The 26644-nt window shown below is 69.5% G+C and carries 27 protein-coding genes and 2 pseudogenes; 21 read left to right on the top strand and 8 right to left on the bottom strand.

Annotated elements, in window-relative coordinates; translation table 11 throughout:
* Nucleotides 1–172: 172 nt before the first annotated feature.
* From ABZ386_RS39325 to ABZ386_RS39360, 8 genes are all read right to left on the bottom strand, one after another.
* Nucleotides 173–1687: an ATP-binding protein gene (locus tag ABZ386_RS39325; RefSeq protein ID WP_355720461.1), complete on the bottom strand. Its 1515-nt coding sequence runs from the start codon at nt 1685–1687 to the stop codon at nt 173–175.
* Nucleotides 1688–1715: 28 nt separating this feature from the next.
* Complete coding sequence (locus ABZ386_RS39330; RefSeq protein WP_355720458.1) at nt 1716–2177, bottom strand: DUF6238 family protein; 462 nt, start codon at nt 2175–2177, stop codon at nt 1716–1718.
* Between the two features lie 100 nt (nt 2178–2277).
* A complete protein-coding gene (locus tag ABZ386_RS39335) occupies nt 2278–3750 on the bottom strand; it encodes an SCO6880 family protein (protein ID WP_355720455.1) in 1473 nt (490 codons plus the stop codon).
* A gap of 81 nt (nt 3751–3831) precedes the next feature.
* The gene (locus ABZ386_RS39340; RefSeq protein WP_355720452.1) at nt 3832–5211 is read right to left on the bottom strand and encodes an ATP-binding protein; all 1380 of its coding nucleotides are present in this window, start codon (nt 5209–5211) and stop codon (nt 3832–3834) included.
* A gap of 36 nt (nt 5212–5247) precedes the next feature.
* Complete coding sequence (locus ABZ386_RS39345; RefSeq protein WP_355720449.1) at nt 5248–5940, bottom strand: hypothetical protein; 693 nt, start codon at nt 5938–5940, stop codon at nt 5248–5250.
* Nucleotides 5940–6254, bottom strand: a complete 315-nt coding sequence (locus ABZ386_RS39350; RefSeq protein WP_011031268.1) for a DUF6112 family protein — start codon at nt 6252–6254, stop codon at nt 5940–5942. The genes ABZ386_RS39345 and ABZ386_RS39350 overlap by 1 nt, the downstream gene beginning before the upstream one ends.
* Nucleotides 6255–6471: 217 nt before the next feature.
* Nucleotides 6472–6837: a hypothetical protein gene (locus ABZ386_RS39355; RefSeq protein ID WP_355720444.1), complete on the bottom strand. Its 366-nt coding sequence runs from the start codon at nt 6835–6837 to the stop codon at nt 6472–6474.
* Between the two features lie 176 nt (nt 6838–7013).
* Nucleotides 7014–8129: a C40 family peptidase gene (locus ABZ386_RS39360; RefSeq protein WP_355720441.1), complete on the bottom strand. Its 1116-nt coding sequence runs from the start codon at nt 8127–8129 to the stop codon at nt 7014–7016.
* Between the two features lie 514 nt (nt 8130–8643).
* Between ABZ386_RS39360 and ABZ386_RS39365 the strand changes: the two genes are divergently transcribed.
* The 21 genes and pseudogenes from ABZ386_RS39365 (at nt 8644) to ABZ386_RS39465 (ending at nt 26574) form a co-directional block, all read left to right on the top strand.
* A complete protein-coding gene (locus ABZ386_RS39365) occupies nt 8644–9399 on the top strand; it encodes a site-specific DNA-methyltransferase (RefSeq protein WP_355720438.1) in 756 nt (251 codons plus the stop codon).
* Nucleotides 9400–9629: 230 nt separating this feature from the next.
* A complete protein-coding gene (locus ABZ386_RS39370; protein ID WP_355720476.1) occupies nt 9630–10172 on the top strand; it encodes a DUF4913 domain-containing protein in 543 nt (180 codons plus the stop codon).
* Nucleotides 10169–10654, top strand: coding sequence for a hypothetical protein (locus tag ABZ386_RS39375; RefSeq protein WP_356505907.1), 486 nt, complete (start codon nt 10169–10171; stop codon nt 10652–10654). The genes ABZ386_RS39370 and ABZ386_RS39375 overlap by 4 nt, the downstream gene beginning before the upstream one ends.
* Nucleotides 10655–11393: 739 nt before the next feature.
* Nucleotides 11394–12137 carry a hypothetical protein gene (locus tag ABZ386_RS39380; protein ID WP_356505905.1) on the top strand — a complete coding sequence of 248 codons (744 nt, stop codon included), beginning with the start codon at nt 11394–11396 and terminating at the stop codon, nt 12135–12137.
* 148 nt (nt 12138–12285) lie between these two features.
* Nucleotides 12286–12630 carry an SH3 domain-containing protein gene (locus tag ABZ386_RS39385; protein ID WP_355728696.1) on the top strand — a complete coding sequence of 115 codons (345 nt, stop codon included), beginning with the start codon at nt 12286–12288 and terminating at the stop codon, nt 12628–12630.
* Between the two features lie 95 nt (nt 12631–12725).
* Entirely contained in the window at nt 12726–13208 is a 483-nt protein-coding gene (locus ABZ386_RS39390) for a hypothetical protein (protein ID WP_355728699.1), read from the top strand.
* Nucleotides 13205–13648, top strand: coding sequence for a hypothetical protein (locus tag ABZ386_RS39395; protein WP_356505926.1), 444 nt, complete (start codon nt 13205–13207; stop codon nt 13646–13648). Before ABZ386_RS39390 ends, ABZ386_RS39395 begins: the two co-directional genes overlap by 4 nt.
* A gap of 10 nt (nt 13649–13658) precedes the next feature.
* Nucleotides 13659–14072, top strand: a complete 414-nt coding sequence (locus tag ABZ386_RS39400; protein WP_355727832.1) for a hypothetical protein — start codon at nt 13659–13661, stop codon at nt 14070–14072.
* Nucleotides 14073–14115: 43 nt separating this feature from the next.
* Nucleotides 14116–14958 (top strand): helix-turn-helix domain-containing protein, encoded by an 843-nt coding sequence (locus ABZ386_RS39405; protein ID WP_355727830.1) that lies wholly within the window; start codon nt 14116–14118, stop codon nt 14956–14958.
* On the top strand, nt 14955–15434 hold the full coding sequence (locus tag ABZ386_RS39410; RefSeq protein ID WP_355727828.1) for a regulator: 480 nt from the start codon (nt 14955–14957) through the stop codon (nt 15432–15434). The genes ABZ386_RS39405 and ABZ386_RS39410 overlap by 4 nt, the downstream gene beginning before the upstream one ends.
* A pseudogene (locus tag ABZ386_RS39415) lies at nt 15431–16664 on the top strand (MFS transporter). The gene ABZ386_RS39410 and the pseudogene ABZ386_RS39415 overlap by 4 nt, the downstream one beginning before the upstream one ends.
* Before the next feature lie 32 nt (nt 16665–16696).
* On the top strand, nt 16697–16996 hold the full coding sequence (locus tag ABZ386_RS39420) for a hypothetical protein (RefSeq protein WP_355721364.1): 300 nt from the start codon (nt 16697–16699) through the stop codon (nt 16994–16996).
* 52 nt (nt 16997–17048) lie between these two features.
* Complete coding sequence (locus ABZ386_RS39425; RefSeq protein ID WP_355721358.1) at nt 17049–18278, top strand: ATP-grasp domain-containing protein; 1230 nt, start codon at nt 17049–17051, stop codon at nt 18276–18278.
* On the top strand, nt 18275–19144 hold the full coding sequence (locus tag ABZ386_RS39430; protein WP_355721355.1) for a DUF317 domain-containing protein: 870 nt from the start codon (nt 18275–18277) through the stop codon (nt 19142–19144). Before ABZ386_RS39425 ends, ABZ386_RS39430 begins: the two co-directional genes overlap by 4 nt.
* A 93-nt stretch (nt 19145–19237) precedes the next feature.
* The gene (locus ABZ386_RS39435; protein WP_355721352.1) at nt 19238–19663 is read left to right on the top strand and encodes a hypothetical protein; all 426 of its coding nucleotides are present in this window, start codon (nt 19238–19240) and stop codon (nt 19661–19663) included.
* 52 nt (nt 19664–19715) lie between these two features.
* Nucleotides 19716–20504 (top strand): DUF317 domain-containing protein, encoded by a 789-nt coding sequence (locus ABZ386_RS39440; RefSeq protein WP_355721349.1) that lies wholly within the window; start codon nt 19716–19718, stop codon nt 20502–20504.
* A 37-nt stretch (nt 20505–20541) separates the two neighbouring features.
* Nucleotides 20542–21563, top strand: a pseudogene (locus ABZ386_RS39445) (SpaA isopeptide-forming pilin-related protein).
* A 222-nt stretch (nt 21564–21785) separates the two neighbouring features.
* The gene (locus tag ABZ386_RS39450; protein WP_355721346.1) at nt 21786–22466 is read left to right on the top strand and encodes an isochorismatase family cysteine hydrolase; all 681 of its coding nucleotides are present in this window, start codon (nt 21786–21788) and stop codon (nt 22464–22466) included.
* Between the two features lie 541 nt (nt 22467–23007).
* Nucleotides 23008–23310, top strand: coding sequence for a hypothetical protein (locus ABZ386_RS39455; protein WP_356528108.1), 303 nt, complete (start codon nt 23008–23010; stop codon nt 23308–23310).
* Nucleotides 23276–24100, top strand: coding sequence for a site-specific integrase (locus tag ABZ386_RS39460; RefSeq protein ID WP_355721343.1), 825 nt, complete (start codon nt 23276–23278; stop codon nt 24098–24100). The genes ABZ386_RS39455 and ABZ386_RS39460 overlap by 35 nt, the downstream gene beginning before the upstream one ends.
* Nucleotides 24097–26574: a site-specific integrase gene (locus tag ABZ386_RS39465; protein ID WP_358968317.1), complete on the top strand. Its 2478-nt coding sequence runs from the start codon at nt 24097–24099 to the stop codon at nt 26572–26574. Before ABZ386_RS39460 ends, ABZ386_RS39465 begins: the two co-directional genes overlap by 4 nt.
* Nucleotides 26575–26644 lie beyond the last annotated feature (70 nt).

A 26644-nucleotide genomic window follows, 5' to 3' on the forward strand; every position in this document is an offset into this window, starting at 1 on the left:
GCGGTGTAGGAAGGCGTGGCCGGTACGTGTCCGTTCTCGTCCAGCAGCTCTCACTGCTGGGCAGCGTTGAGTAGTTTGTCCTTCATCGCGTTGAGCGCGCCGATTAGCTGGAGCACCTCGTCGCTCGGTATCAAGGCGCGTTGGAATTGGGGCTTCACGGGCCTCTTGGTCCTCAGTGCATACGGGCGTCGGTGTCGAAGAGCGCCAGTTCGTGGCTGTGCAGGAGGTGCTGAACAATGAAGCTCCGACCTGCGACTTTCCACAGGCCACGCCCTCGGTTGAGGTGCGCGATGGCGTCCATCTCGACGGAGGTCAGGCCGAGCAGGGAGGCCGCGGCGTGGAGCTGGTCGGTCTCCTGGCGGTAGATGATCCGGGTGCTGCAGTCGGCGAGGAGTCCCTCGGCTAGGGCCCGGCCTTGTGATCCGGCGTCGCCGGCGGTGAGCAGGTCGGACAGCCGGTGGATCACCATGAGGTTGGCGATGCCGAGGCCGCGGCTGAGCTTCCACTGGGCCTGCATCCGCTGGAGCAGGCCGACGTGCCGCATCAGGCGCCATGCCTCGTCGTACACGATCCAGCGCCGGCCGCCGTTGGGATCGGAGAGGGCGGATTCCATCCAGGCGCTCGCGCAGGTCATTGCCAGGACGAGGGCGGTGTCGTCCCCGGAGCCGCCGAGGCGGGACAGGTCGATGGTGAGCATCGGCGCGTTCGGATCGAAGGCGACGGTGGAGGGGGCGTCGAACATGCTGGCCAGGTCGCCGTGGACCAGGCGCCGCATGGCGTGGGCCAGGTCTCGCGCTGTGTCGCCGAGTTGGCCCGACATCATCCCGGCGGCCTCGTCGAGCGCGCTTGGGTTGTTGAGGGTGGCGGCGACGTCGCCGAGGAGCGGGGTGCGGTGCGTGTCGGCGGCGCGGGTGACGACGGCGTCGAGGGCGACGTCCAGGGCGGTGTGCTCCATGGGCATCAGGTCCCGACCCAGGACGGTGCGGGCAAGGGAGCCGAGCAGGAGCAGGCGTCGTTTGCGGATCTCGCCGACCCAGTCGGCCTCGGACACGCTCTCCGGGCGCGGGGCCGCGTCCAAGGGGTTCAGGCGACCCGGCAGTCCGGGCCCGAGGGCGACGGACCGGCCGCCGAGGGCTTCTGCCACCGGAGTCCACTCGCCCTTCGGGTCGCACGGTACGTAGACGCGGTATCCGAAGGCGGCCGATCGCAGCGCGAAGGACTTGGCGAGGGCGCTCTTGCCCTGGCCGATCACGCCGGCGAGCAAAAGGTTGGGGTTGGTGAATCCCTCGACTTTGCCGTACAGAGCGAACGGGTCGAAGACGAATGATGCTTCGGCGTGGACGTCGCGGCCGATGTAGATGCCCTCGGCGCCGAGTCCGCCTTCGGCGAGGAAGGGATAGGCGCCGGCCGCGACCGCTGTGGTCATGCGGTGGGCGGGCAGCTTCAGCCGGTTTCCGCGAGAGGAGGCGGGCCCCGGGCGTCCGTTCGGTGGGTAGAGCGGGGCGGGCATCTGGTGCTCGGCGGGCGTGCTTTCGCTCTGGTGGGCGCTGGCTTCGGCGCGGGCTTTGGCGGTGGCCTCGGCGAGCTGGCGGCGGGCGGCCTTGCGGCTGGCGCGGTCGGTGCCGTGGGGGGTGAACAGCGGGCTGGCGGAGGCGCGACGGGCGCGACGGGCGGGCCGGTGGCTCATCGGGGGCCCTCGATTCTGCGGGTGGTGCTCATCGCACGCAGGCCGTGGTGCGCGGGCGGAGGTCGGTGGGGGTGGTTTTGCGGCGGACTACGTGTCCGGCGGCGAGGTGGCGTTGGCAGATGGTCAGCAGGGGTGGACCCTCGGGAAGCCGCTCTGGATGACAGGAGCTCGTCCCGGCGTTGGCCTCGGTTGTGCCAGGTAGCAGGTGGAAGGCGGCGTGGACTTCGGTGGTGGCCTGCCAGAGCCTGGTGTGGGCGGTGGCCAGGTGACGTCCGGCGGCCGGGTGAGGGGGCCGGGTGCTGTCGGCGAGCCGGTCCAGAAGCTGGAGCAGAGCGGTGAGGTGGGCGTGCAGCACGTCAAGGTGCAGCCGGTCCACGGCCCTGGGTGGGTCCGCGTCCGACGGCGCTAGGGTCCGTGCGTGGTGGCGGATGCCGGCGCTCGCGGCGCGGAGGTAGGGGTGCGCGTCGTCGGGGCGCGTAGGAGAGGTCAAAGGTGGTGTTCCTTCCTGCCGGTAGGCAGGGTGGCGACGGGCGTCCCGTCGCGGGTGATCCGGAGTGCAGTGGGCCAGGGCGCGGACTGGCGAGGTTGGTTCACAAGGCGGTGCGGGCGAGCGGAAGCGCGGAGAGGGCGAAGGCGTCGGGCTGCTGGTAGTTGAGCCGTCGGAGGTCGACGCCAGAGGTGACGGCGTGGGTCTCAATCTGTGCGCAGGCGGCGTCCAGGAGGGCGTCGGTCTCGGCGGTGACGGTGACCAGGCCGGTCAGTGCTACATCCGCGTGCCCGGCGATGAGCTGGCGTTCGCGGGTCTTGACGTCGGAGTACTCGACGGAGTCCTCTTCGGAATCGACCTGTCCGCGGCGTGCGCGCTCGTTGGCGTCGGCGATGATCGCGGCCTTCTTGCGCTGGACGTCCCGCAGCGCGGACTCGAGCCCCTGCGGCACGTATATAAGGGAGAGGCTGCGGCGCACGCCGGCCGTGAACATCAGCCCGTGCAGAAACCCGGCCCCCATCTCGGTCCTCGGCCAGTTCTCCACCCAGTACGTCGCGTGCCGTGCGCTGTCGGTGGCGAGGCGGTCGTACTCCTCGAACTGCACGACGGGACCGGCGGCTGCGGGGTCGGCTTCGGCGCGGCCGGTCTCGGACCACTGCTGGAGCGCGGCGAGGGCCTTCGGGTCGTAGGCGGTGCGAATGACGGCGGCGATTTCCCGCGCGCTCAGCCAGCCGGTGACCTGGAGACCTGCGTTGCGGGCGGCCTGCGCGATGGACGCGGTGGTCTGCTCCATGACGGTGAACGCCCCGGGCAGCCCTCCGCCGGCCTGGTTGATCAGGCGCCGGGCGGCCTTGAGGTCGAGGGAGATGGCGAGGTAGGTCTCGTGCGGGGCGGCGGCAGGGCCGGCAGAGGAGACCAGCTCGGAGTAGATCTGTCCGGCGACGGGGGTCTGGGGCTGCCCGTTGTGGGTCCAGTGGCGGGTGAGGGTGTCGCCCGAGTCGGGGACGGTGCGTTCAAGCACCTGCACGGTGGCGACGTGCCCGGTGCGGGCGATGCCCGCGAGCGCGCGTCCCCAACTGCTCACGTTGTGGTTCTGGGTGGCGGGGTCGAGGAGGGCGAAGGCGCGGCTGGTGACGCGGGCGATGGCGGTCAGGGTCTGCTGGTGCGGGTCGTGGACGGCTGCGGCGCCGTTGGCGGAGTCGCCGGGGGTGACCACCTTGAGGGAAGCGGCGGTGCCGGGCAGATGGAGGACGCCGTCCTGCCGGGGACGGGTGACGGGCCGAGCGAGCCAGAGGGTCTGGCCGGTGCGGCGACGGTGCGCATACCGGGTGACAATCGGCGCCCAGTCGATCAGGGAGCGGCCGTGCCGGCGGATCGCGACGAGTGCCCCGGATGCCGCCCACAGCGGTGCCAGGGCGACGGCGCCGAGCAGCCCGGTGGAGATCACCGTCATCAGCAGCAGGGCCAGCATGCAGGAGACTAGTACGAGTTGGGGCAGGGAGAGGCCGAGGAGGATGCCGCGGCGGCTCCGGTGCGGGAACTTCACCGTGACCGGGGCGACGGAAAGATCAGTCAAGGGGCGGGTCCTGGAGGCGCGGGTGGAACCCGGGGGCGGGAGGGCGCGTGCACATCCCGCCCCCGGGAGTCGGTCAGGGAATCAGAGGCCGGTCGGAGGCGACGGGTGCCCGCTCGCCCCGCTGGACGGGGTGTTCTGCGTGCCGGAGGACGGCGGTGCCCCCTGCGGCGGAGGGGTTGTGGTCGGCGGAGTGGACTGCCATCCGCTGCTCTGCCCAGACGCGGCACTCGCACCGGATCCGCCAGGCTCCGGGCTGCCGCCCACCTGGCCGCTGGTGTCTTCGGACACGCTCGTCGGCGCGGGCTGGACGGCCTTCTCCAATCCGGACTTGACCGCGTCGCCGCCGGGCGAGGCACCCGTTCCGCCGCTCTGCGATCCCTCCTTGCCCTCGCCGCCTCCGCCGGTCGGGTTGGCGGCGATGTCGCCAGGGAAACCGCCTCCGGCAGCAGCCTCACTGCCCAGCGCTGCGGCGCCTGCTCCGGCGGCAGCGCCACCGGTTCCGGCGGTAGCCGCAGCGGCGGCGGTCTTACGGGCGGCCTTCTCGGCGTGAGCCTTGGCCATCTGGGCCCCAGCGCCACCGGCCCGGTGGATGGACTCGCCGTCGGTGCCGTCGGCTGCCCAGTGCACGAACTTGAAGACGGCGTACGGGCACAGCAACACCAGAATCATGATCACGATGCCGGACATAACGTCGGCCAGAGCGGCGATACCATCGCCGGCCTCGGTCTTGCCCATGGCGGCGATACCGAGCACGAAGATCACGGTCATCAGCAGCTTGGAGACGACGAGGGTGGCGGTGGCTTCGATCCAGCCCCTGCGCCAGCGGCGCGCGACCTCCCAGCCACCGCCGGCGGAGGCGAAGACGGCCAGGGTGACCATGACGAGGATGCCGACCTTGCGGACCATCATCACGCACCAGTAGAGGAACGCGCCGATGGCGGCGCCGAGACCGGCGACTGCCGCCACGAGCCAGCCCAGTGCGGACAGGCCCGGGATCTGGCCGACCTTCACGATGCGGCGCACAGCCGACTCGATGTTCAGGTTCGCTGTCTTGAACAGGCCGGCGGACAGGGCGTCGACCACTTCGACGGCGACCGTAGTCAGGGCGATGGCGCAGAAGGCGAACAGAACGCCCGACATGGTGCCGGTGAACGCTTGTGTCAGGGCTTGTCCGTCGCGCCTGACGGCGGCTCGGACCAGCTGCGCGCAGAACGTCGCGACCAGCAGAACCAGGCCCAGCGGCAGCAACATTTCGTAGTTGTCCCGGAACCACCCGGCGTTCAGGTCGACCTTGGTGGTGGTGTTGACTGCCTCGGCCGCCAGGTCGGCTGCGGCGGCTGCCAGTTCACCGGCGGACTTCGCCATCCAGTCGCCCATGGCCTTGGCGGGGTCCGAGGCGAAGTCGACCGCGTCACCGACGGCGCACAGCTTGTCTGCCAGGGGGAAATCACAGAAACCCACGGGGAGTTACTCCTCCATTCTTGTGTCAGGCGCGGGTCACTGCGTGACGCTCGGTGCGATGGCGGCCAGGGTGCAGTCGTGGTTCGGGCGGCACTGGACGGCGAGGGTCACGGCCCGTTCCTCGGCCCCTCCGCCGCCCTTCTTCCAGCTGAGCGTCTGTTTGCCGTTGACGGTGACGACGTAGATGTACGCCTCGGTGATCGCGGACGGGTCCTCGGCCAGGGCCGCCTTGAAGGCGGACGGGTAGTGGCCCTCGGTGACGCTGGCGGTGGCGTGCTGGTCCTGGTCGGCCATCCGCGACCACAGCACTGGATCGGGAACCTGGCCGGAGACCGAGGCCCAGTCGGCGTACTTGGTCTCCGTGGTCATCCAGGCGCGCATGCCGGCGAGCTGCTGGTCGCGGCTGGTGTCGCGGGTGTCGTACGACCACAACATCCGGGCCGCCGCCTTGGCGTAGGCGACAGGCTCGGCAATCTGCGGAGGCTTGGGCACCGAACTGGATCCGGAGGAAGGCTTCGGGGCGGCCTCGGAGGAGGACGGGCTGTCAGCCGGGGCAGGCTGGGCCTCGTCCGGGGCCTGGTGGCTGTTCCCAGCGCCGGTCAGCAGGGCGACGATCCGGGCGATGGCGAGCAGGACGGCGACTACGCAGGTGACGATCGCGATGCGCCGGTTGGCCGACCAGCCCGAGCCGTACGAGGACAGCGAAAAGGAGGGGGATCGTTTCCGCATCAATGGACCTGAGACCCCAGACCGGAGAAGAAGGCCACGATTCCGTTCGCGGCACCCAACCCGAGGGCAGCACCGGCGGCCACGACCGCGCCCTTCTTACCGTTGGCCTCGGCCTGGTGACCACCGGTGTGGTGACCCCAGGCCCATACGCCGAGCGAGACGGCGAGGGCCCCGACGACGGCGATGATCCCGAACATGTTGATCGAGTTGACGACGTTCTTCAGCACACTCAGCCCGGGCAATCCGCCGCCCTTGGGTGAGATGCCTGGGTCGTAGGCAAGCTGGATGACGCGGTCTGCGAGAGGGACGGACATAAGTGTGGCAGGGCTCCTTGCATACGCGGGCCAGGCGAGGGCCGGCGGGAAAGGGGGAAAGCGGAGGGGGAGGTGCGCTCGGAGCGCGGAAGTGGCCGCGGCGGCGCCCCGCCCGGACCGACCTCGGGCAGGGGCGGGGAGAGGCCACTCCTTGGGCCAGGGCGCGGCTTCGAAGCCGCTTTTTCGGCTCGGGGCCAGCGAGGGCTGCCGGGGCGTTCTACTTCGGGATCGACGGCTTCGGCGCCGGGTTCGACTCGTACGGGTTGGCGCAGTCGTAGATCATGTATCCGCGGATCTTCTTGCCGTCGGACTTCCGGGTCACCGTGCCGTGGGTGTACCAGGTCTTCTCTGCGCGCTTGTACGCGAACTGGTTATAGGTGACCTTGTCGTGCCGGTAGGCGATGCCCACGACGGTGGACTTCTTCGAAGGGTCCTTGCGGATATTGACTGCCTTGCACGAGATCGTCGTGTGGCCGGTGTCGTACGCCTGGGCTGTGGAGGCGCTGGCTAGGCCGCCGGCCGCAACTGCGAGGCCGATCGAGCTGGCCGCGAGGGCGCGCCGGACGCGGGAGTGGATTGTCACGTGGATGCTCCGGGGTGTTGGGGGATAGGGAGTGGGCCGTCGGCTCGTCCTGCTGGGCGGCCGTCGGCGAAGCGGTCGAGAGTGATGGGGGGAGTCGGCCACCGAGCCCAGCTATCGGGCAGACCGCCGGTGAGGTCCTGGTGACGGCGGCTCGCGGGCCTGCGGGCTGATCGGGATCAGGTGACGCGGCGGGCGGCGAGGATCGTCCAGTCCTTGATCGGGGTGATCCGGACCGGCTTGGTGGTGCGCGGCGCCTCGATCACGAGGCCCTCGCCCATGTACATGCCGACATGCTCGGGCCGTGCGGCGGTGCCCCGGCTGAAGATCAGGTCCCCGGGCTCAAGTTGGGAGGGCGAGACCGCCTTGCCCTCGTTGATCTGCGTGTACGTGGTGCGGGTGAGCGTGACGCCGGCATGCGCGTACGCCTGCTGCATCAGGCTGGAGCAGTCGCAGCGGCCCATGGGGTCGGGGCCGTGCGAGTTCGTGCAGGAGCCGCCCCACTGGTAGAGGGTGCCGAGCTGCTGCATCGCCCACGTGATGGCCTTACGGGCCCTCGGATGGGCGTCCTTGGGGATCGAGTAGCCCTTCGGGACGCTCCCTTCGGGGATGCGGCCGAACCCGGAACCGTCCTGGCCCGGCGCGCAGCCGGTCGTACTCGTCGCCGGCTCCTTGCCCTGGTCCGGGTCCTCGCCGCCGGGGAAGGTCTTGGCGATGGCGGCCTGCAGCGCGGTGGCGAGCTCTTCCCACTGCGCGTACGCGTCTGGCAGGCCGGATTTCTGTACGGCTTGGGCGGCCTGGGTGACGGTCATCTGCTGCCACCCGCTCACTTTGAGCAAGTGCTTGTAGAACTGCTCGCTCGCGTAGGTGGGGTCGCGGATCTGCTGGGCGCTGCCCCAGTCCTGGGAAGGGCGCTGCTGGAAGAGGCCGAGGGAGTCGCGGTCGCCGTAGGCGAGGTTGCGCAGTCGGCTCTCCTGCATCGCCGTGGCGAGCGCGATGATCTGTCCCTTCTTGGGGACGTCGAGGGAGAGGCCGGCGGCCACGATCGTCTGGGCGTTGGGGACCTGCTCGGCGGGCAGGTCCAGGCCCTCGACGTGCACGTCCTTGCCGGAGGCGCCGTCGAGGATCTTGGTGACCTGTTCGGCGACCTTGTCGCTGTCGATGTCGCTCAGGCAGCTGCTGAAGGAGCCGCTGCTATGCACGGCGTCGGCCGAGGAGGCCAGCATCATGCCGGTGCCGGCGATCAGGATCGGGGACAGGAAGACGACGCCGATGCCGGCGGCGAGCCCCTTCAATCCGAGCGGACCGCTCGCCGGTCAGCGGTTTCGGGCATGGGTGGGTAGCGAGACATCATGAGCGTGTCCTTGGGGGTGCGGTGTCCGGCGTACCGCGTGCGCGAGGCGTCTCGGAAGGGCGCGGCAGCCGGGGTGGGCGATCGGGACGGGCAGGTGCGGGGCGAGTTGCCGCTCGCTCCGCGTGGCCGGGCCGTGAGCTAGGTGTGCCGGGGCAAGGGGTACCTCCGTGAGGTGTGGCAGGGGAGTGGCCAGCGGCGGTGTGCGCCGGGCGGTTCAAAAACAGTAGGCGCGGATCGGCGGTTGACCAAAAAGTCGGCGTGAGGTGCCGGAAACCGATACCTCGACAGGGCACTTCTTGGTCGTCGGCGGTTTCGCCTCTACAGTTTTTGGACTCCCCCTCGCCCTCCTCGGTCTGCGGCCCTGGGCTTCTGCATGCCCACTTCCGGCCCGCGAGGATTCCTGCGCGAGGCGACTATTTCCCTCCGCCTTTCCGTACCCGAATCGGGGTTCCCCTTTGCCTTTTTCCCTTCACCAGGGCGACGCTCTGGCCGTTCTCTCCGGCCTTCCGGACGGCTGCGTCGACTCCGTCATCACCGACCCGCCGTACAACAGCGGAGGGCGGACCGCGAAGGAGCGCACCACGCGCTCCGCGAAGCAGAAGTACACCTCCGCCGACGCCAAGAACGACCTCGCCGACTTCACCGGCGAGAACATGGACCAGAGGTCCTACTCGTTCTGGCTGACGCAGATCATGACCGAGGCTCACCGCCTCACCAAGACCGGCGGGACGGCCCTGCTGTTCACCGACTGGCGCCAGCTCCCGACGACGACGGACGCGATCCAGGCGGCCGGATGGCTGTGGCGCGGTGTCCTGGCCTGGCACAAGCCGCAGGCCAGGCCCCAGAAGGGCCGGTTCACCCAGAACTGCGAGTTCATCGTCTGGGCCAGCAGGGGGCCGATCGACGGCTCCCGCAACCCCGTCTATCTGCCTGGCATGTACTCGGCTTCGCAGCCCTCTGGCGCGAAGCGCCAGCACATCACGCAGAAGCCGGTCGAGGTGATGCGCGAGCTGGTCAAGATCAGCCCCGAGGGCGGCACGGTCCTCGACTTCTGCGCCGGCTCCGGCTCCACGGGCGTGGCCGCCCTGCTGGAAGGCCGGGACTTCATCGGCGTGGAGAAGACCGAGCACTACGCGTCGATCGCGGCCGACCGGCTCACCGAGACGATCCGCGCAACCCTCACGCAGGACGACCTGGTTCTCACAGCCTGAGCCGCGTCCTCGCCAAGGCGACCAGCTCCCAGGCGTAGCCGCCGGAGGAACGTGCAATCCGCCGACGGCGCCGCGCGAGTGCGCCCCCGCACTTCCCTCATTCCGCGTCTCGTAGGAGGCCGAACTTCTCAATGCCCGAATCCGCAAAACCTGCCGACGATGGAGAGACGGAGCCGATTCGTATTCCGGATCCGCAGCTGGAGGGAATCGAGGCGAGCGTGCGGCGGCTCATGGAGCAGTCGGCGCAACAGGCTCAGCAGCTCGACCACCTCGCGTCCGCCCCGTCGCCGAGTGGATCACCGTTCGCCGCGTTCGGCATGCCGGGACTCGACGGCCCGCCGGCCGCCGCTCCACCGGAGCCCCGCCCGATCCTGGAACTGGACGGAGAGGAACGCGAGGACGAACTCGACGCCCTGTCCGACTGGGTCGACGACTTCTTCCTCCCGGTCTACGGGGCCGAGGTCACCACCGCGGCGCCCTGGTGCCTGCAGTGGCAGGAGCACGACGACGTCGTGGCCTGGCTCCATGCCTTGTGGCTCGCCTACCAGCAGCACAAGGATCCCGAAGCCGGGCTCTCCGGCCTGTTCGTGTGGCACCGAGACTTCCTCACCCACGCCGTCGCGGCGATCCGCGCACCGGGCGGCCCGCTGTCGGCCTGCATGACCTCTCCCGACCGGCCCGCACACCGTCTCCTGCCCGGTCCGCCGCCGTCCGTACGGACGGAGACGGAGGCCACGGCGGAAGCCGCTGACCAGGACGAGCCGGCGTCATGACCGCGGGACAGGGACAGCCCGCCTTCGGACTGAGCTTCGATCCGCGCGCGCTGACCGATCTCCTCCAGGCCCCCAGCGACATACGTGACCTCACCCTTGCCTACCTGCAGGAAGTCGTGAACGCGCAGCGCTTCGGGCTGCGCCTCGACGGTGACCTGGAGGGCTGTCGAAAGCTGTTCGTGGACTCCCGCAAGGACTGGCGCGTCGTCTACGCCGTCCGGCCGACGCCCGCGGAGTCCGCCCACCACAAGGAGATCCACGTCGTCGCGATCCGGCCGCGCGCGGGCAACGACGTCTACGACGAGGTCGGCCGCCGTTTGGGCATGACTCGCCGGCCGCTGAGCGCCCGCACCCACGCGGCACGCTCCCGTTCCCCGCAACTGGCCGCCCGCGCGCCCGTGCCCCGGCCCGGTCCGCCGCCCACTGCGCCACCGGGTCTGCCCCGTCCCGCACCGAACCCCGCGCACCATCCCACCCGCTGAACGCACGGAGCGTCGCCTATGCCCCCTGAACCCGCGCCGCCGGCACCCTCCCGGCGTGCGGTCTCCCCGCTCGACCATCGCCTCGAAGCCGCCACCGGGCACGACATCGACACCCTGTGGGCCTACCGCGACCGAGGCGTCCTCGACGAACAGCACGCCCAACTGGTGGACCGGCACCGGAAGCTGGCCAAGACCCAGACTGGCGTCATCTTCCACCTGCGCCTCCTCAACCGCCTGTCCAACGGCGAGTTCGAAGTCGACGGCGCTTTGTTCACGCGTATCGACCGCACCGTGGACCAGTTGGAAGAGGCTGCCGACGCGCGGGACACCGCTGCCCGGGATGTGCTCGCCGCCCTGGAACCCATCGAAGTCGCAGCAGCGTCCGTCGCGCCCGACGCGCAGCAGCTCTCGACTGACGACCAGGCGGCGCTGCTCGCCATTGCCGGCGGCACCAAGCTCTACGAACACCTTCTGACCGGTCGGATGTCCGTCCCAGCCACCTCCGGCACCCGCATCTCCCACGCCAAGCTACGGCGGCTGGAGGACGCCGGCCTGGTCGCGCGGGACACCGGTCACCCCCGTACACGCCGGCCAGCCGGTCGCGCCCGCCGACGCCGGACGAGCCGCGCTTTTCGCCGCCCGCCGGGCCCCCACGACGCAGACGCCGAAGGGCCCAGCTTGCCCCCGCACATCGCCGTCAACTCCGGCGCAGCGGCGCTGAACTCCACCGAAAGGCCCCTTGTTGTCTCCCACCGAACCGGCGCCGGTCCGGAAGTCCATCCCCCAAGTCGACTTCGATCTGGACGACCTCGACGCCGACGAGGAGAGGTACCTCGACTTCTACCGCAAGGTCGGCGTCCACGAGGACATGCTCGTCCCCCTCGCCGAACATCACGACGGTCCGCACAGCTACTACGTCCTGTTCGACCGCACCGCGACCTGGGGACACCCCGGCATGCCCCAGGTGCTCGCCGTGCATCTGCAACGGGACCACGAGAAGCGAACGTTCAACTTCGAGAAGGCCCCGCTGCCGCTGCCCGCGATGGCGCAGTCCTGGCTCATCCACCGCGGCTGCCCGCACGATGCCATCGGCCTCGACCCCGAGCTGGGCCCGCCGCCGGCTGACGAGGTCACGCGAGCACTGGAGCGACGCCTCGCCGGCGACGGCGACCACTACGCCATGGGCTACTCCTACACCAGCGACGACCCGGACGACATGGTCGTCGTCGTGGCCCTGCGCGTCCTGGACGAACGCGCCCCGTCGCCGTTCCGCGTTGTGGTCGAAGAGGTCGACACCGACACCTGGACGCACACCCTGCGCGAGGGCGGCTTCGACACGGTCGACGAGGCCCTGCAGTGGTGCGACGACCGGCTCACCAGCGAGGCCGGCCCTCTCCCGCCGGTCCGCCCGGCAGCCGCTGCCAGCCGCCCGGCCGGTGTGGCGAAGGCCCCTGCCCCGCGCCCGCCAGGCCGTTCGCGCTGAGCGCTCAGCCCGACGCGGGCGGCGCAACATAGCCGACGATCGCCGGTTAGCCAAACCGGCGATTCTCCGGACTCTTATACAGCCGCCGGGACAACCCCCGCGGCGCCCTTCCACACATTCCCCACGCCTTCACGGAGGCTTCTTCCGCATGCGCTCCACCCGAATTGCCATATCCGCGGCGATGCTCGGCGCACTCGCGCTGCCGGTGCTGTCCGCCACCACCGCCAGCGCCGCGACCGTACCCACCGCAGCAACCGCCGCCAGCTGCCACAACCTGCCGCCGCTCCCGTACACGGTGCACGCCAAGGCCGTGACCATCCGGTCCAAGGCCAGCTCGAAGTCCACGGCGCTCGGCGTGCTCTACAAGAGCCACAAGTTCACCGCTCACAAGAAGAGCGGCAACTGGGTCTACATCACGGACAAGACGACCGGCGTCAGGGGCTGGGTCTCTGGCACGTACGTCTACCGCGACGTCCACATGTGCCTGGACTAAACGCACTTCAGCACGTCCCGGCAGGCGGCTCATCGCCGAGCACGGGACCCCTCATATTCCCTACGCATCGGCCTATCCAGAACAGGAGGTCCCCATTGTCCGACGGCATGTCCGAGGATTCTGCGGATGCCGTGGGCGTGCTCACCGAACGGATCGAAGCGCGCTTCGGCATGGGCATGGACCAGTTGAAGGCCGCGGTCGCCGCCGCGCCCACCGCGAATCCCAACGCCACCGACGTCGTCAAGTGGCACAACCTTCTCGTCGAGGCTCAGTCCGTGCTGGAGCGCGCGGAGGACGACCTCCTCGCCGCACTGCAGACCCAGCCCAGCGAGGTCGACGACCCGACGATGGGCCTCGCCCACAGGGTGAACGCGGCCGTCACTGCCCGCGACGGCCGGGCCATGGTGGTGCGATGGCTCCTCGACCCGAACGCCCCGGGGAAGAAGGACCTCGCCGCAGAGCGCCTCGCCCGCCTTCGGCCCCGCACCGGGCCTGCGGTGCAGACCAGCGCCCCCAACCGGCCCGCGGGTTCAACCGCACCGGCGACGGCGTGGCGGTCGGCAAGGGCCGCCCGATAAGCCGGGACAAGGCCACCACCATGGACGCAGACCTGCAGAAGGTCTTCGGCAAGCCGGTCCTCGAGCTGTACGAGGCGGCTGCCGACCACGATGCCTCGCCCGCGCTCGCCCGGGCCCTGGAACTGCGGTCCTTCCTGGCGCTCACCGAGGAGCAGGCCGCCCGCGTCCGCGACCGCGTCCACGCCGACATGGATCCGGACCGCAACCTGGGCGAACTGTCGGCGGACAAGCTCCGCTTCGACGCGCAGTGGCTGGACGCGGCACTGGAGGCCCGCGCCGCCTACCGCGCCGCCCTCGGCGAGCTGCTGCGCACCATGCCCCCGCCCGCACAGCAGGCCCGGCCCGTACGAACGGCTCAGCTCAGGGCCACCGCAACCCTGCCCCCGTCTGCCGCCCCGGCACCCCAGCGTGCCGGGGCGGCCCGGGCCCGCCGACCGTGAAAGCCCCCGATTGCCCCACCCCACGTCCACCGACATAGCTGGACGGATCGAGGACCTGTACGGCGCACCGTTCGCCGACCTCGAAGCCCACGCCCAGGACCAGCCGCGCGGCATGCTCTGCGCCCTGCTCGGCATGCACGACGACCTTGCCCTCGCCGAGCGCAGCATCGACTTCCACCGCGACCACCTCGCCCGGCTCATCCACCCCGAACGGCAGATCGGCCCGCACGAGGTCTCCCACCTTCTCGACGGCACCCGCCGGCTCGTCGAAGCCGTCGCCGTCCGCGAGGTCCAGGCCAAATCGGTCGCCGCCGTCCTGCAGAGCCTGGCCCGCGTCCCGGCTCCGACGCCTGTCCCGCCGGCTCCCTCGCCGCCTGCTCCGGTTCCGCCTCTTGCGGCGCCGAGTCCGGCGCACGGCCGTTGACCCGCAGGCGATCCCCCCTTTCATTCACCCAGGAGTTCCTCCCTTGGCCATCACCGCTCTGCCCACTGACACCGACGCCGACATCGCCCGGGTCACCGAGGCCCTCGCCATGATCACCCCGCGCTGGAGCGTGAGGATCCTCTTGGCCCTCTCCGGCCCGCCGCTGCGCTACAGCGAGCTGGCGGCCAAGGTGTCCTGGCTGCAGAACGGCCAGCTCCACCCCAAACTCAAGGCGCTGTGCGACGCCGGACTCGTCGAACGCACCGAACACACCGCACGGCACGTGACCTACGGCCACACCGAACGTGGCGTTGCCCTGCTGCCGGTCCTGCCGATGATTGTTACCTGGGCCGAGGAACACCTGGAGAAGGCGGACCGCCCGCTGGCCGCGATCGAGCAGATCGAGGACAGCCTCACCCTGCTCACCCGGCGCCATGCTGCCGCCATCCTGTGGGTGCTGAAGTCCCGTGAGGAAGTCAGCGGCCGGGCTTTGGCCCGAATCGTGATGCCCAGCAGCGACTGGACCAATATCTATCCGCCTCTGCGGCAGCTCGTCTTCGACGGCCTGGTTGACACCGACGGCATGGGCCGGCCCTACCGGCTGTCCGCGGCCGGCGATGGCCTGGGCCCCGTGCTCAGCACCCTGTCTGCGTGGGCCGCCGGGCAGTCCCTCGACCAGGCGGCCCAGCACCCGGTTTGGGGGCACCCGCAGGCGAAGCCCGCGCCGAGGCCGTGGATCAGCAGCCAGTCTCGGCCTGCCCCCACGGCGCTCCCACCCGCTCGGACACCCCAGTTCCCTCCGGCCTGGCACAACGGGGATCTCTTCTCGCACGCTGCGACCGCCCGCCCGAAGGCAGCCGTCCCGGCGGGAGGCCCGCGCCGATGAGCACCCCCTTTACCTCTGCCGAAGCGCAGCGCGCTGTCGAACTGCTCGCCTCGCGGTCCTTGGTCCGCCTGGTCACCGAGATCGACGACAACGGCGCCATACCGCCGCGACGGCTGGCCGGCACCCTGCCCGACCTCTCAACGCACCAACGGCGCAGCGCATCCGACACGGCCCGCGCCCACGGTCTCATCCGGATCGCGCCCGGCACCGGTTTGGAACTGACCGAGGCTGGGATGGAGTTGGCCGGCCTGTACGACGCGATGGCCCGCTGGGCCCGGCGTCACGCCGTCCCGGCCCCCGTCTGCGAGTTCAGCAGCCGCATTCGGCACGTCCTTGCCCTGTTGGCACCATCGCTCATCACCGAGCGCGCCGACGGAGCGGAGGCGGGCCTGGCCCGTCTCCGCACGCTCCTGATCCAGTGGCTGGCCGACAACCTTCAGATGGCCAGGGTGTCCGAACCTGAGCCGGTCGCGTGAGCGAAGCGGTCACACCCCGGCACGCACGCCACACCGGCGGGCTGATGCGCAGCATCTACCTGCCGCGCACGGCGGACGCGTTGGCGTTCGCGATGTCCACCTACGGCATCCCGCTGCTCGTCCTGGCCACGACGCGCTCCGCCGCGCTGACGGGTGCAGCCTTCGCCCTGGAGTGGATCCCGCGGCTGGCTGCGTTCGGGTGGGCCGGATCGGTTGTCGACCGGCGCGGTGCTGCGGTGGTCTTCCACTTGGCCTCCCTGGGCCGGGCGCTGGCCCTTGCCGCCGGCGCGGTCCTGCTCCTCCTCCACCCGTCCGGCACCGTGGCGAGCGCGACCGTGATGGTGCTGGCGGCGACGACCGGCGTGCTCACCGAGTTCAGCTATATCGCGGCCGAGACCGCGGGCGCTGCCGCCGGCCGCCGAGCAGGACGGCGGGCCCACCGTGTCCAGGCCGTCCTGCTCGGCATCGACCAGACGGCGACCCTGGCCGGTCCGGCGCTCGCCGGGGTGCTCCTGCTTGCCGGTCCGCCGTTGATGCTCGCGGTGATCACCGTGCTCTCGTTGCTTGCCGCGCTGCTTGCCCTGCGCACTCCGCACTCGCCCGTGGCACCGGCCCGTGCGCCGAAGGGGAGGTCCGGGGCCGGACTGCTCACCGGGTGGCGCACCATCCGCTCGCTTCCCGCGCTCGGCTGGCTCGTGACCGGGCTGACCCTGTCCAACCTGGCCACCGGCCTTCTGCAAGCGGCAGGTCCCGTGATCGTCGTCAAGCACTTCGGGCAGTCCACCACCGCAGTCGGCCTCGTCTGGTCTGCCGCTGCCGCAGCGACGCTCCTCAGCGTCACGCTCTGCCGGTTCGCGCTCGACCGCCTTGGCCTGTGGCCGGTCGGCGCCGCCTGCGCCGCCCTCGCCTCGCTCGGCTGTCTCGCCGCTGCCCAGGCTCCCGACTACCGGTCCTACCTGGTCCTGGTCGCGGTCCTCATGGCGGGCGAAGGCGGCATGACGGTCGTCCTGCGCACCCTGCGCTCCCTTGATCCCTCCGGAGAAGTTCGGCAGCACCCTGTCGGCGACCATCCTCATCCTCCTGCTGCCCTTCCCCCTCGCCGGCGTGCTCACCGCGCTCACTCCGCCCGACGCGCTGGGCCACGTCATCACCGTCTGTGCCGCGCTGCAGGCCCTCGGTCTGTTCTGCGCCTTCGCCCGCCTGCGAACCGATCCCGCCCTGCGCACCTGACCATGCTGCACCACCAGCCTGTGGAGAACTTCATGTCCATTGCCGCCCTTGGATCGCACCGCGCGACTGGTCGCACCATCACCGAGCAGTTCCACGCCTTCGACGCCCACAACCGGCACGTCCACCGGCCCCTGGAACGCATGGCCGCTCGCCGCCTGGCCGCCGGCGCAACCCGGGTCAGCTTGAAGGACCTGTTCGAGGACCTGCGCCGCCAGCTCCCTCATGGGGTCGCCGGGCTGAACAACAACTACACCGCCCTCTGCGCCCGCCGCCTGATCAGCGAACACCCTCACTGGGCTGCGGCGTTCGAGCTCCGCCGCCGCGCCGCCTGAGACACCCCTCTCCTCCCTCGTCCCGCCGTCCACCGATACGGAGAACCCCTTCTTGTCCGCTCGTCCTCTGGTGCTCGTCGTTTCTCCCGGCGACGAGACCTACCGCGGCTACTGCCTGGAGCAGGTGGCCGCCGCGTACGACGTCGTCCTGCTCACCGGCACAGAGCCGTCGTGGGAGAAGCCGTTCATCGTCGACCACACCGTGGTCGATCTGAGCGACCCCGCAGCGCTGCTCGCCGGCGGCCGGGCGCTGGCCGAGCACCATGACCTTGCCGGCGTGGTCACCTGGGACGAGTGGCACATCGTCCCCACCGCCCGTCTCGCCCGCGCGCTCGGTCTGTCCTCGACGTCCGTCGAGGTGATGCGGGCCTGTCGCAACAAGGCCACCGCCCGGGCTCTGTTCGCCCGCCATGGCGTGCCCTCGGCCGCCTCGATAAGGGTGCGGACTCTGCTGGAGGCCAGCCTGGCGACGATGACCCTCGGCCTGCCGGCGGTCATCAAGCCCGCGGCCTTCGCGGGCAGCATCGGCGTGATCCGCGTCGATCGGCCCGAAGATCTGCCCGCCGCGTTCGCGTTCGCCTCGGCCGGTGCGAGCCGCAGTCGCGAGGACACCGGCGTCCTGGTCGAGGAGTACCTCGACGGGCCGGAATTCTCGGTCGAATGCGTCACTCACCGCGGAGCGACGACGGCGGTCGCCGTGACCCGCAAGCACCTGGGCCCCGCGCCGTACTTCGACGAGGCCGGGCACACGGTCGATGCCGCCGACCCGCTTCTGGCCCGGGTCGCCCCGGCCGCCGCTGCTGCGGTCAAGGCCCTGGGGATCACCGACGGTGTGCAGCACGTCGAGCTGCGTCTGGTGGACGGTCGGCCGCGGTTGATCGAGGTCAATGCCAGGATCGGCGGCGACATGATCGGCCACCTTGTCCGTCTGGCCACCGGCATCGACCTGCCCCGGGCCGCCGCCGACCTCGCTTGCGGCCGAGCGCCGGACCTCACCCCGACCCGCAGCGGGGCCGCGGGCATCCGCATGCTCTACCCGGATACCTCCGGCACCCTGACCGCCCGGCACATCAACCAGCCCTTCGCCGCCCACACCCCCTGGCTGCGCCAAGTGCAGTGGATCCGCGAGATCGGCGACGAGCTCGTCCTGTCGCCCGACGGCGACCTGTTCACCGCTCGGGCCGGGTTCTACATCGTCACCGGCCGCACCACCGCCGAGGTCACCGAACGCCTCGACACCGCCGCCGACGAGATCACCGTCACCACGAGGGCAGACCGATGAACCCACAGCCCGATTCGCACCACGAGATCGACGGCGACGTCTACGTCTCCCCGCGCCACCTCGCCTCCACCACCGGAACCGGCGACCCCGCCCTCGCCCCGTTGCTCGACCTCGGCTGGGACCTGCGGTACGACGAGGACTCCAACGTGTACGTGAGCGCTCCCGACCGGCGCGTGCGCCTGGGCTACCTGCCCGAAGGCGAGGACGACGGGCTCTGGCGCATCAACGCCTACAAGGACTCCTTCGGACCGCCGGCGTGGGGCGTCTGCTTCAACGACCGCGTCCCCACCGAGTTTGTCCAGGCGTTCACCACCATCCTGGCCACGGCGTACGAGCAGGGGCCGGATGCATACCTTGCCCGGCCGGTCTCCGGCATCGACGAGCACGATCCCTTCCTCGCGGTCGTGCCGCTTCTGAAGCAGGGCTGGGAGATCGACCGTCCGCGCTGGGGCGTCTTCGCGGTCCAGGCCCCGGACGGGCTCGCCGGCATGGAGTTCACCACCGGCGACCTCGATCCGGAAACCGAACTGACCACGCGCGACGCGCGCTGGCAGCTGTGGGCGGGCAAGTCCATCGACCGGCCCGTCTGGTACGCCACGGCCAGCACCGACACCCCGGTCGCCCTGCTCACCGCCGTCACCGAGTGCGTCGCCGATCCGGCTCCCCTGCCCCGGTGGCGCGAGGTGACCTCCAGCTACATCAAGGGGATGGCCCAGCTCACCCCGATCCTCCCGCCGGGCCCGCCGGCTCCTACTCCGCTCGACGTGCAGCGGGCCGTCTCCTCCCGCCGTCCGGCTGCGCTGCCCGTGGCCAGCGTCCCGCGCTGGAGCACCACCAGCCGACCGGCCCTGCCCGGCCGCCGGTAGCACGCTCCTGACCCGACCGGAGATCCTCCTTGTCCCTGCAAGCCCCTGAGTTCTTCGCCGAAACTCCGCCTCCCCTTTCACGACAGCACCGTCGTGGGTAACACCTACCTCGCCGTGCCGACTCCAGGCACGCACCTTCGGTTCCGAATCGACTTCACCCGCACCATCTACGCGGACACTTACGGCGGTCTACGCCTTGCGGTCGTCCACCCGGACCGCGGCGAGATCGATGCGGTCAGCCTCAGCTTCCTGGACCACGGCACCTTCCACCGCCGCGACGTGGCAAGCAACAGGCCCCTGAACAATTCCACTCACGGCACCTTCAACAAGTACCACCGCGCCGGTCAACCACCGTGGGAGGGAGCTGAGTTCACCGGGCTTCGCGACGCCATCGAGCAATACACCGCTGTCTGGTTCCCGGGGGCATGGGCGGCGTCCGGGCCGAACCGCGCCGCCAGCTGGAGCACGCACACGGCTCCCGCCCCGCCGACCGAGCGCGGCGGTGCTCGCACTCGCTGAGCCGCGCCCTTCCAACCCGGCAGTCCGTACTTTCTCCGCAGGAGCCCTGCCCGTGCTCACCCACCCCCTTGGGAACCTCGACCCGGCCCAGAGCGTGCAGGTCCTGCCTCGTCACCTCGCTGGCCCCGGCGCCGTTGACCCTCGCGCCGCGTGGGCCTTCCCCTTCGAGGAGGGCTGGCCGTTCGCCCAGACCGAAGCAGGCACGGCCGCCGCGTTCAGCCCGTGCCTACGCCTGCAGACCACCTTCGACCCACAGCCCGACAAGCCCGGCAAGGGCACGTGGACCATCAACGCACACCGGGCCCCGTTCACCTCGCCGGCCTGGCGGATCACCTTCGACGCCACCACCCCCGCCGAAATGCTGCACGACGTCCACAGCGAGCTGCTCGACCTCTATCTCGGAGACAGGCACAGCGACCAGGACCGGCTGTTCCAGGACGAGACGGCACCGTACGAGGCGTACGCGCCGCTACTCACCCGCGGCTGGAGCCACGCCGTCGAGACCGACGGCACCCAGACCTTCCTCACCCCGGAGGGACTCGGCGGTGTACGCCACGGCTACGCCATCGGCGGTTCCAGAGAGCTGGCCTGGCGGGCTTGGGGTGGGTACCCCAGCGAGCCGCACTGGACGGCGCGCTTCTCGTTCGGTACGCCCACCACGCTCGTCGCGGCCTTCACCGCCTCGCTCATCTCCACCGAATTGCTGCAGCGCACCGTCCAAGACGTCCCCGTCCAGACCCGCCGCGCCCTCTACGTCGCCACCCCGACAGGCAAGCAACAGCACGGCAGCACACTCGTCCCCCCGACACCTCCCGCCCCGGTCTCTGGCCGCAGCCGATGACCTTCCCCGTCCCCTGTCCCAAGGAGTCCTCTTCCTCGTGCATGCACGTTTGGTCCGATCCGCTGCTGCTGTCGCCGTCATGGCGGCCGGCGCCCTGACCTGGGCGCCGGCCGCGAGCGCCGAGCCCTCCGAACCGACCCCCTCGGCCTCGGCCGCCTCTGCCGAGACACCGGCCCCGGACGCGGGCAGCGTCGAGATGACTGCGAAGGATGCGGCCGGAGATCCGCTGCCCGGCGCCGTGCTCCTACTGCTCGACTCCACCGGCCAGGAAAACGGACGCGGGAGACCGATGCCCAAGGAAAGCTGACCTTCCCCGACCTCGCGCCGGGCGTCTATCGGCTCAAGCAGACGGCCTCCGGCAGCCCGCTACACGAGGTCGTCGCCGACCAGGACTTCATCGTCACTCCCGGCACCGCCACCCGGCTGACGATCAACGACCCGTTCAAGGCCGCCAAGGTCCTCCTGCAGGCCAAAGACGACAAGACCGGCAAGCTCCTGCCCGGCGCGACCGTGAACATCGGCACCGGCACCTCGACGCTGCTCACCCTGACCACGGGCGCCAAGGGCACGGCCTCCGGAGAACTGCCCGTGTCGAGCCGCAGGACTCAGTTCTGGGTCAAGGAAATCAAGGCCCCCGCTGGCTACGACCTCTACAAGACGACGAAGACGTTCACTGCGGGCCCCGGCGCCCCGGTGACCGTGACCGTCACCAACGCCAAGACAGCCACCGACCCGAAGCCCGGCCCCTCAGACAAGCCGACGCACAAGCCCACCGGCTCCCCGTCCAGGCCGGGCAAGCCGAGCAGCGGTACCGGAGGGGCCACGCCCTCCGCCTCGGGCAGCGACACACCGGATCGCGACTCCTCGCCTGTGGCCGCGACCCCGGTCGGGGACTCCGCGCCGAAGTCGCCGACGGGCTCCCTCGCCCACACCGGAGCCGACGCCACACCGTGGCTGATCGGCGGCGCGGCCGTGCTAATCGCAGCGGGCGGAGGCGTTCTCCTCCTGGCACGCCGCAGCCGCACGGACAGTCCCACCGACGACTCCACCGAGAGCTGACCCGCCCTCCACACCTCTCCACGACTACGAGCCCCGGATTCCACAGCCTGGAATCCGAGGGCTCTGTCGTCCACGAGCGCGCGCGGGCCTCGTTACGCTGCCTCAGTGATCGACCCATCTTCGCTCCCCGGCATGACACGTGGCGGAGAGGCGGAGTCGGCGCGCTGATCGGTCACGGAGGGCATGCTCGTCCCAGTCACGGGCCAGCCGACCGAGGGATGTATGCAGACCGACTCCAAGATCCACGCCTGGCGGATCGAACCCCGGGAGTACGCGCGGCAGGAGGAGAGGCGCGGCAGGCGGCACGCGTACGAGAGCCTCGACCCGGTGCGCACTGCGCTGATCGTGATCGACATGGTGGCCTTCTTCGTCGAGGCGAATCCGTACGTCCGCGGCGTCGTGCCCAACATCAACCGCATAGCTGATGCACTGCGCACAGTTGGCGGCCCGGTCGCCGGGGTGCTGCCAGCGAACGAGGCACCACTCGGGAGCGTTAGCAGTGAGTTCTACGGACCGACAGTCAGCCAGACGTTCGCGGCGACAGGAGGCGAAGGCTCACTGCGCTCGCGCCTGTGGCACGCCCTCGACGCCCGGCAAGGCGACCTCGTGGTGGAGAAGATCGCCTACAGCGCCTTCTTCCCCGGACGCTCGCCGCTACCAGGACTGCTGGCGGAGCGCGGTATCAACACCGTCCTCATCACGGGCACACTCACGAACGTCTGCTGCGAATCCTCGGCCCGGGACGCGGCCACCACGGGCCTGCGCGTGGTGATGGTCGCCGACGCCAATGCGGCCCGGCGCGACCAGGACCACAACGCCGCGCTGCACACGATCTACCGGTCATTCGGCGACGTACGGACTACGGACGAGGTGCTGACCTTGATCGGACCTCACCCGAACTGACTACGCTGGACCGGAGGGGTGCCGTGATTCGCGTCGCCTCCATCTCAGCCGCTGCGCGGGCCGGGAAACGGCTGGAATGCCGCTACTGGTGGAGCGGGTCGGGGGGCGAGAGTTACGGTCATCCAAGGCGCGGCTGACTCGCGGAAGCTGTGCCCGACAGGCTCCAGGCCGCTCTGCTCATTGAGGCTGAACGTTGTCACCATGATCATGACTGAATCGTCGGCGGCGGAGACGAGGTGCGTCCCGCAGCGCGGGCAAAAGCCACAGTGGAGGGTCGGGCCTGTTAACCGAACTAACTCAGCTGTCTTCGCAGGTCAGACCGGGTATCTGCTAGCTTCCCGGGGTGTTTGATGAGCAGCGGTCCGGAAGGGACCTGAGGAACTTTGTCCTGCCTGAGTTAGGCCAGTTGCTGAAGACGGGAGATCCCTGGGAGCCGTACAGGGTGCTGGATGGACGCGGGAGGCCGGTCGAGCCCGCTGCGCTCTACCTCAAGGAGCTGATGGCGAGGAACAGCTCGCCGTTGACGCCACGTTCGTACGGCATGGATCTGCTGCGCTGGTTCCGGTTCTTATGGGCGCTCGGGATCGAGTGGGACCGTGCGACCCGGGAAGAAGCCCGGGACTTCATGTTGTGGATGAAGGTGGCGGACAAGCCGAAACGTGTCCATTGGCGCCATCGCGGCAGGGCTCTCTCCAAGGTCCCGCCGCCTCGCAGTGACAGGCCGGCACCGGGGACGCCGAATCCGGTGACGGGTAAACCCACGGTCGGGACCAAGTACTCACCGGCAACCCCGGGCTCATTGCGAGACGGTGCTGCGGGAGTTCTACAACTTCCATCTGGATGAAAACACCGGTTCGTTGCTGGTGAACCCCTTCCCGTTGGTCCGTGGGCGTCGCTTGTCCCAGCTCGGGACACAGCGTGATGGTGGGAAGAAGCACCGGAACCGACGCACGGGCCTGTACCGGCCGACCGTTCCGCAGCGGGTCCCACGGCGGATTCCCGACGAGATGTACACCAAGGTCTTCGCCGGGCTCCGTTCTCATCGTGACCGTGCCTTGCTGGCCTTCTGGGTCGCCACTGGCGCCCGCGCCGAGGAGCTGCTCACGGTCAAGCAGGGCGGCGCGGTTGTTGGCGAGCAGACCGTCAGTGTGATCCGCAAGGGCACCCGCGACTATCAGGACCTGGCCGCAACCCCGGATGCGTTCGTCTGGCTGCGGCTCTACCAAGAGTCCGCCTGGAAGAAGGGCGTCCCCCGGGGCCGCCATCATCCGCTGTGGTGGACGCTGCGGCGCCCATGGCGGCCGCTGGAGTACGACGCGGCGCGCATGATGTTCAACCGTGCCAACGATCTCCTGGGCGCCAACTGGACCCTTCACGATCTGCGGCACACGGCGACGTTCCTCATGCTCGATGACCCGAACATGCCGCCGGTTTACGTGCAGAAGATCCTCGGCCACAAGTACCTGTCGACCCTGGACATCTACAACCGTCCGACCAGGGACGACGTCATCAGAGCCGGCCTTGCCCACCACGCCCGTCAGGAGAAGCGACGCGAGGAGACTCCTGTGCCTGTTGACGAGCCGTCTTACAACCCCGACTCCTTGTCCATCCTCTTCGGCCGGGACGCGTCATGACGAGTAGTGCGACGCACGTCGGCTCGAGCTTCGTTCCGCGGGTCACCAGCATGGTGGGCGCCGAAGAGCTCAAGCTGATGAACCGATTCCCGCATCGGGAAAGACCAAGCACGTGGGAAGCGACCTCGATCACTCGTGAAGAGGTCCTTGAGCGGCTGGCTCGCCCACCGCTACGAGCTGTGGAGCCCAGCGCCCAGGCGAATCGGATGTTCGGGGCACGTCTCCTGCTCGACTGGCTGATGACCTTTCCTGGAGAAACCTGGCAGCAGCGGTGGCAGAGGAGCCCTGCCCACGGCCAGCACATTGCGTCGCAGGGGTGGAGGGATGCCTTCGCAGCCTGGGCTCGCCCGGAAGGGCGAGTGTCTCGCCGTGAAACGCTCCTCGTCGGGCTGCTGGCGCTGCTCTGCGCGGATGCCGTCAGACCCGACCCGGAGTTCCTCATCGGGTCAAGATCGCGGCATCTTCGGCCGGCTCTGGAGACCACACGCGACCCCGAGGGGTTCGCCCGCTTGAGGGCTTCACTGCCGACCAACATCTCGGCTGCGAATATCTCGTCCGGGCTGAAGACCATTGCGGAGATCATGGCTTGCCATGGCGGCACTATCGAGGACATCGTCGTCGGCGACCTGCTGCTCTGGCAAAGCAAGAATCCGCGCAACAGCAATGGACGGATCCAGCTCGCCTATACCTGGCTACGCGACTTGGGTCTCTTTCCAGCAGACGCACCGCACACGCTGTTCCGGATCTCGAACCGTACCGGGCAACTCACCCCGGCGGACCTTGTCGACCGCTACGAACTGCAATGCCGTCCGATCCGCGATCTCTTGGTCGCCTACCTCTCCCATCGCTCCGTAGGGCTCGACTTCACGACGCTGCAGGCACTCACGATCTCGCTGGCGCTTCGCTTCTGGGGCGACCTGGAGCGGCATCATCCGGGCATCGACTCTCTTCGGCTGCCTGCCGAGGTGATCACTGCCTGGAAGGTCCGCCTGGCTACGAAGACCGTCCGCAAGCGTCTGCCCGACGGATCATTTCGTGAGTTCGCAGAGCCACGCCGAGGTGCGATCGGGATCAAAACCCAGGTCAGAGCCTTCTACCTGGACCTGGCGGAGTGGGCAGTGGAGGACCCCGGCCAGTGGGCTGCCTGGGTGGCGCCCTGCCCGATCAGCGAAGCCGAGTGCTCGGGAAGAAAGGCTGAGAAGCAGCTCAAGGCCCGCATGGACCAACGTACTCGCGAGCGCCTGCCGGCGCTGCCCACGCTGGTGAAGACGGCTCACCGCCTGTTGAAAGAGGCCACGATGCGTCTCGATGCACTCAACGCTGCCCCGCTCGGTTCGGATTTCAGCGTGCTTGGTGAGACGTTCAGGGTTCCGCGCTTCAGCAAGTGCGCTGACGGGCGCCCGATTCATGCTTGGGATGCGAAGGGCACCCGGCGCTCATTCGCGGGTGAGGAGCGCAGCGCATTCTGGGCGTGGGCTGCCATCGAGATCTTGCGGCACACCGGCATCCGTATCGAGGAACTCCTCGAGCTGGGGCATCACAGCATCGTCAGCTACAAGCTGCCCACCACTGGTCAGGCCGTTCCGCTCTTGCAGATCGCCCCGTCGAAGACGGACCAAGAGCGACTTGTCTTGGTCACGCCGGAGCTGGCGGACGTGTTGAATACGGTCGTCTCTCGAGTCCGAGGATCGGACGGGAGAGTTCCCGTTGTTCGTAGTTATGACCACTACGAACGGGTCTGGAACCCGCCGATGCCTCTCCTGTTCCAGGATCGCTCCAGTGGGTACCTGCGTCCGCTGTCGCCAGCGTCGATCCGTCGGGGACTCGACGTCACCTTGTTGGCCTCAGGTCTGACGGACAGCGCGGGTGACCCCCTCATCTTTCAGCCCCACGACTTCCGCCGGATCTTCATCACGGACTCCATCCTCAACGGCCTGCCACCTCACATCGCCCAGGTCATCGCTGGTCACGACCACATCGGAACGACGATGGGATACGCCGCGATCTACCCCAGTGATGCCATCGAGGCACATCGAGCGTTCATCGCCCGGCGCCGGGCTCTGCGACCTGCCGATGAGTACCGCACCGTCACTCCTGAGGAATGGGGAGAGTTTCTCGGGCACTTTGAGCGCCGCAAGCTCGCCCTGGGCGACTGCGGCCGCGCATACGGAACTGACTGTGCTCACGAACACGCTTGTGTCAGATGCCCCGTCCTGATCGTCCACGCGACAGAGCGTCCCCGGCTTGTCGAAATCCGCGACAACCTCCTCACGCGCATCTTGGAAGCCGAAAGGGAAGGCTGGCTCGGCGAGATCGAGGGGCTGCAGAGCAGCCTGACCCACGCCGAGGAGAAACTTGCCCAACTCGACGCCCAGATCTCCCGGAAGCAGGAGTCTGTCGACCTGGGAATTCCTACCTTCCGGGAGATCGTTGCTCGCACCACTGCGGCGGCCAACCCGCCGGGGCCTGCGTGACTGAACGGCTGTCACTCCGGCGTGCTCAGCGGACACCGCCACAGAACGCGGCACTTGGACGAGCTTCATC

Source organism: Streptomyces sp. NPDC006140, from assembly GCF_040628815.1.
In the GTDB taxonomy this organism is placed as follows: domain Bacteria; phylum Actinomycetota; class Actinomycetes; order Streptomycetales; family Streptomycetaceae; genus Streptomyces.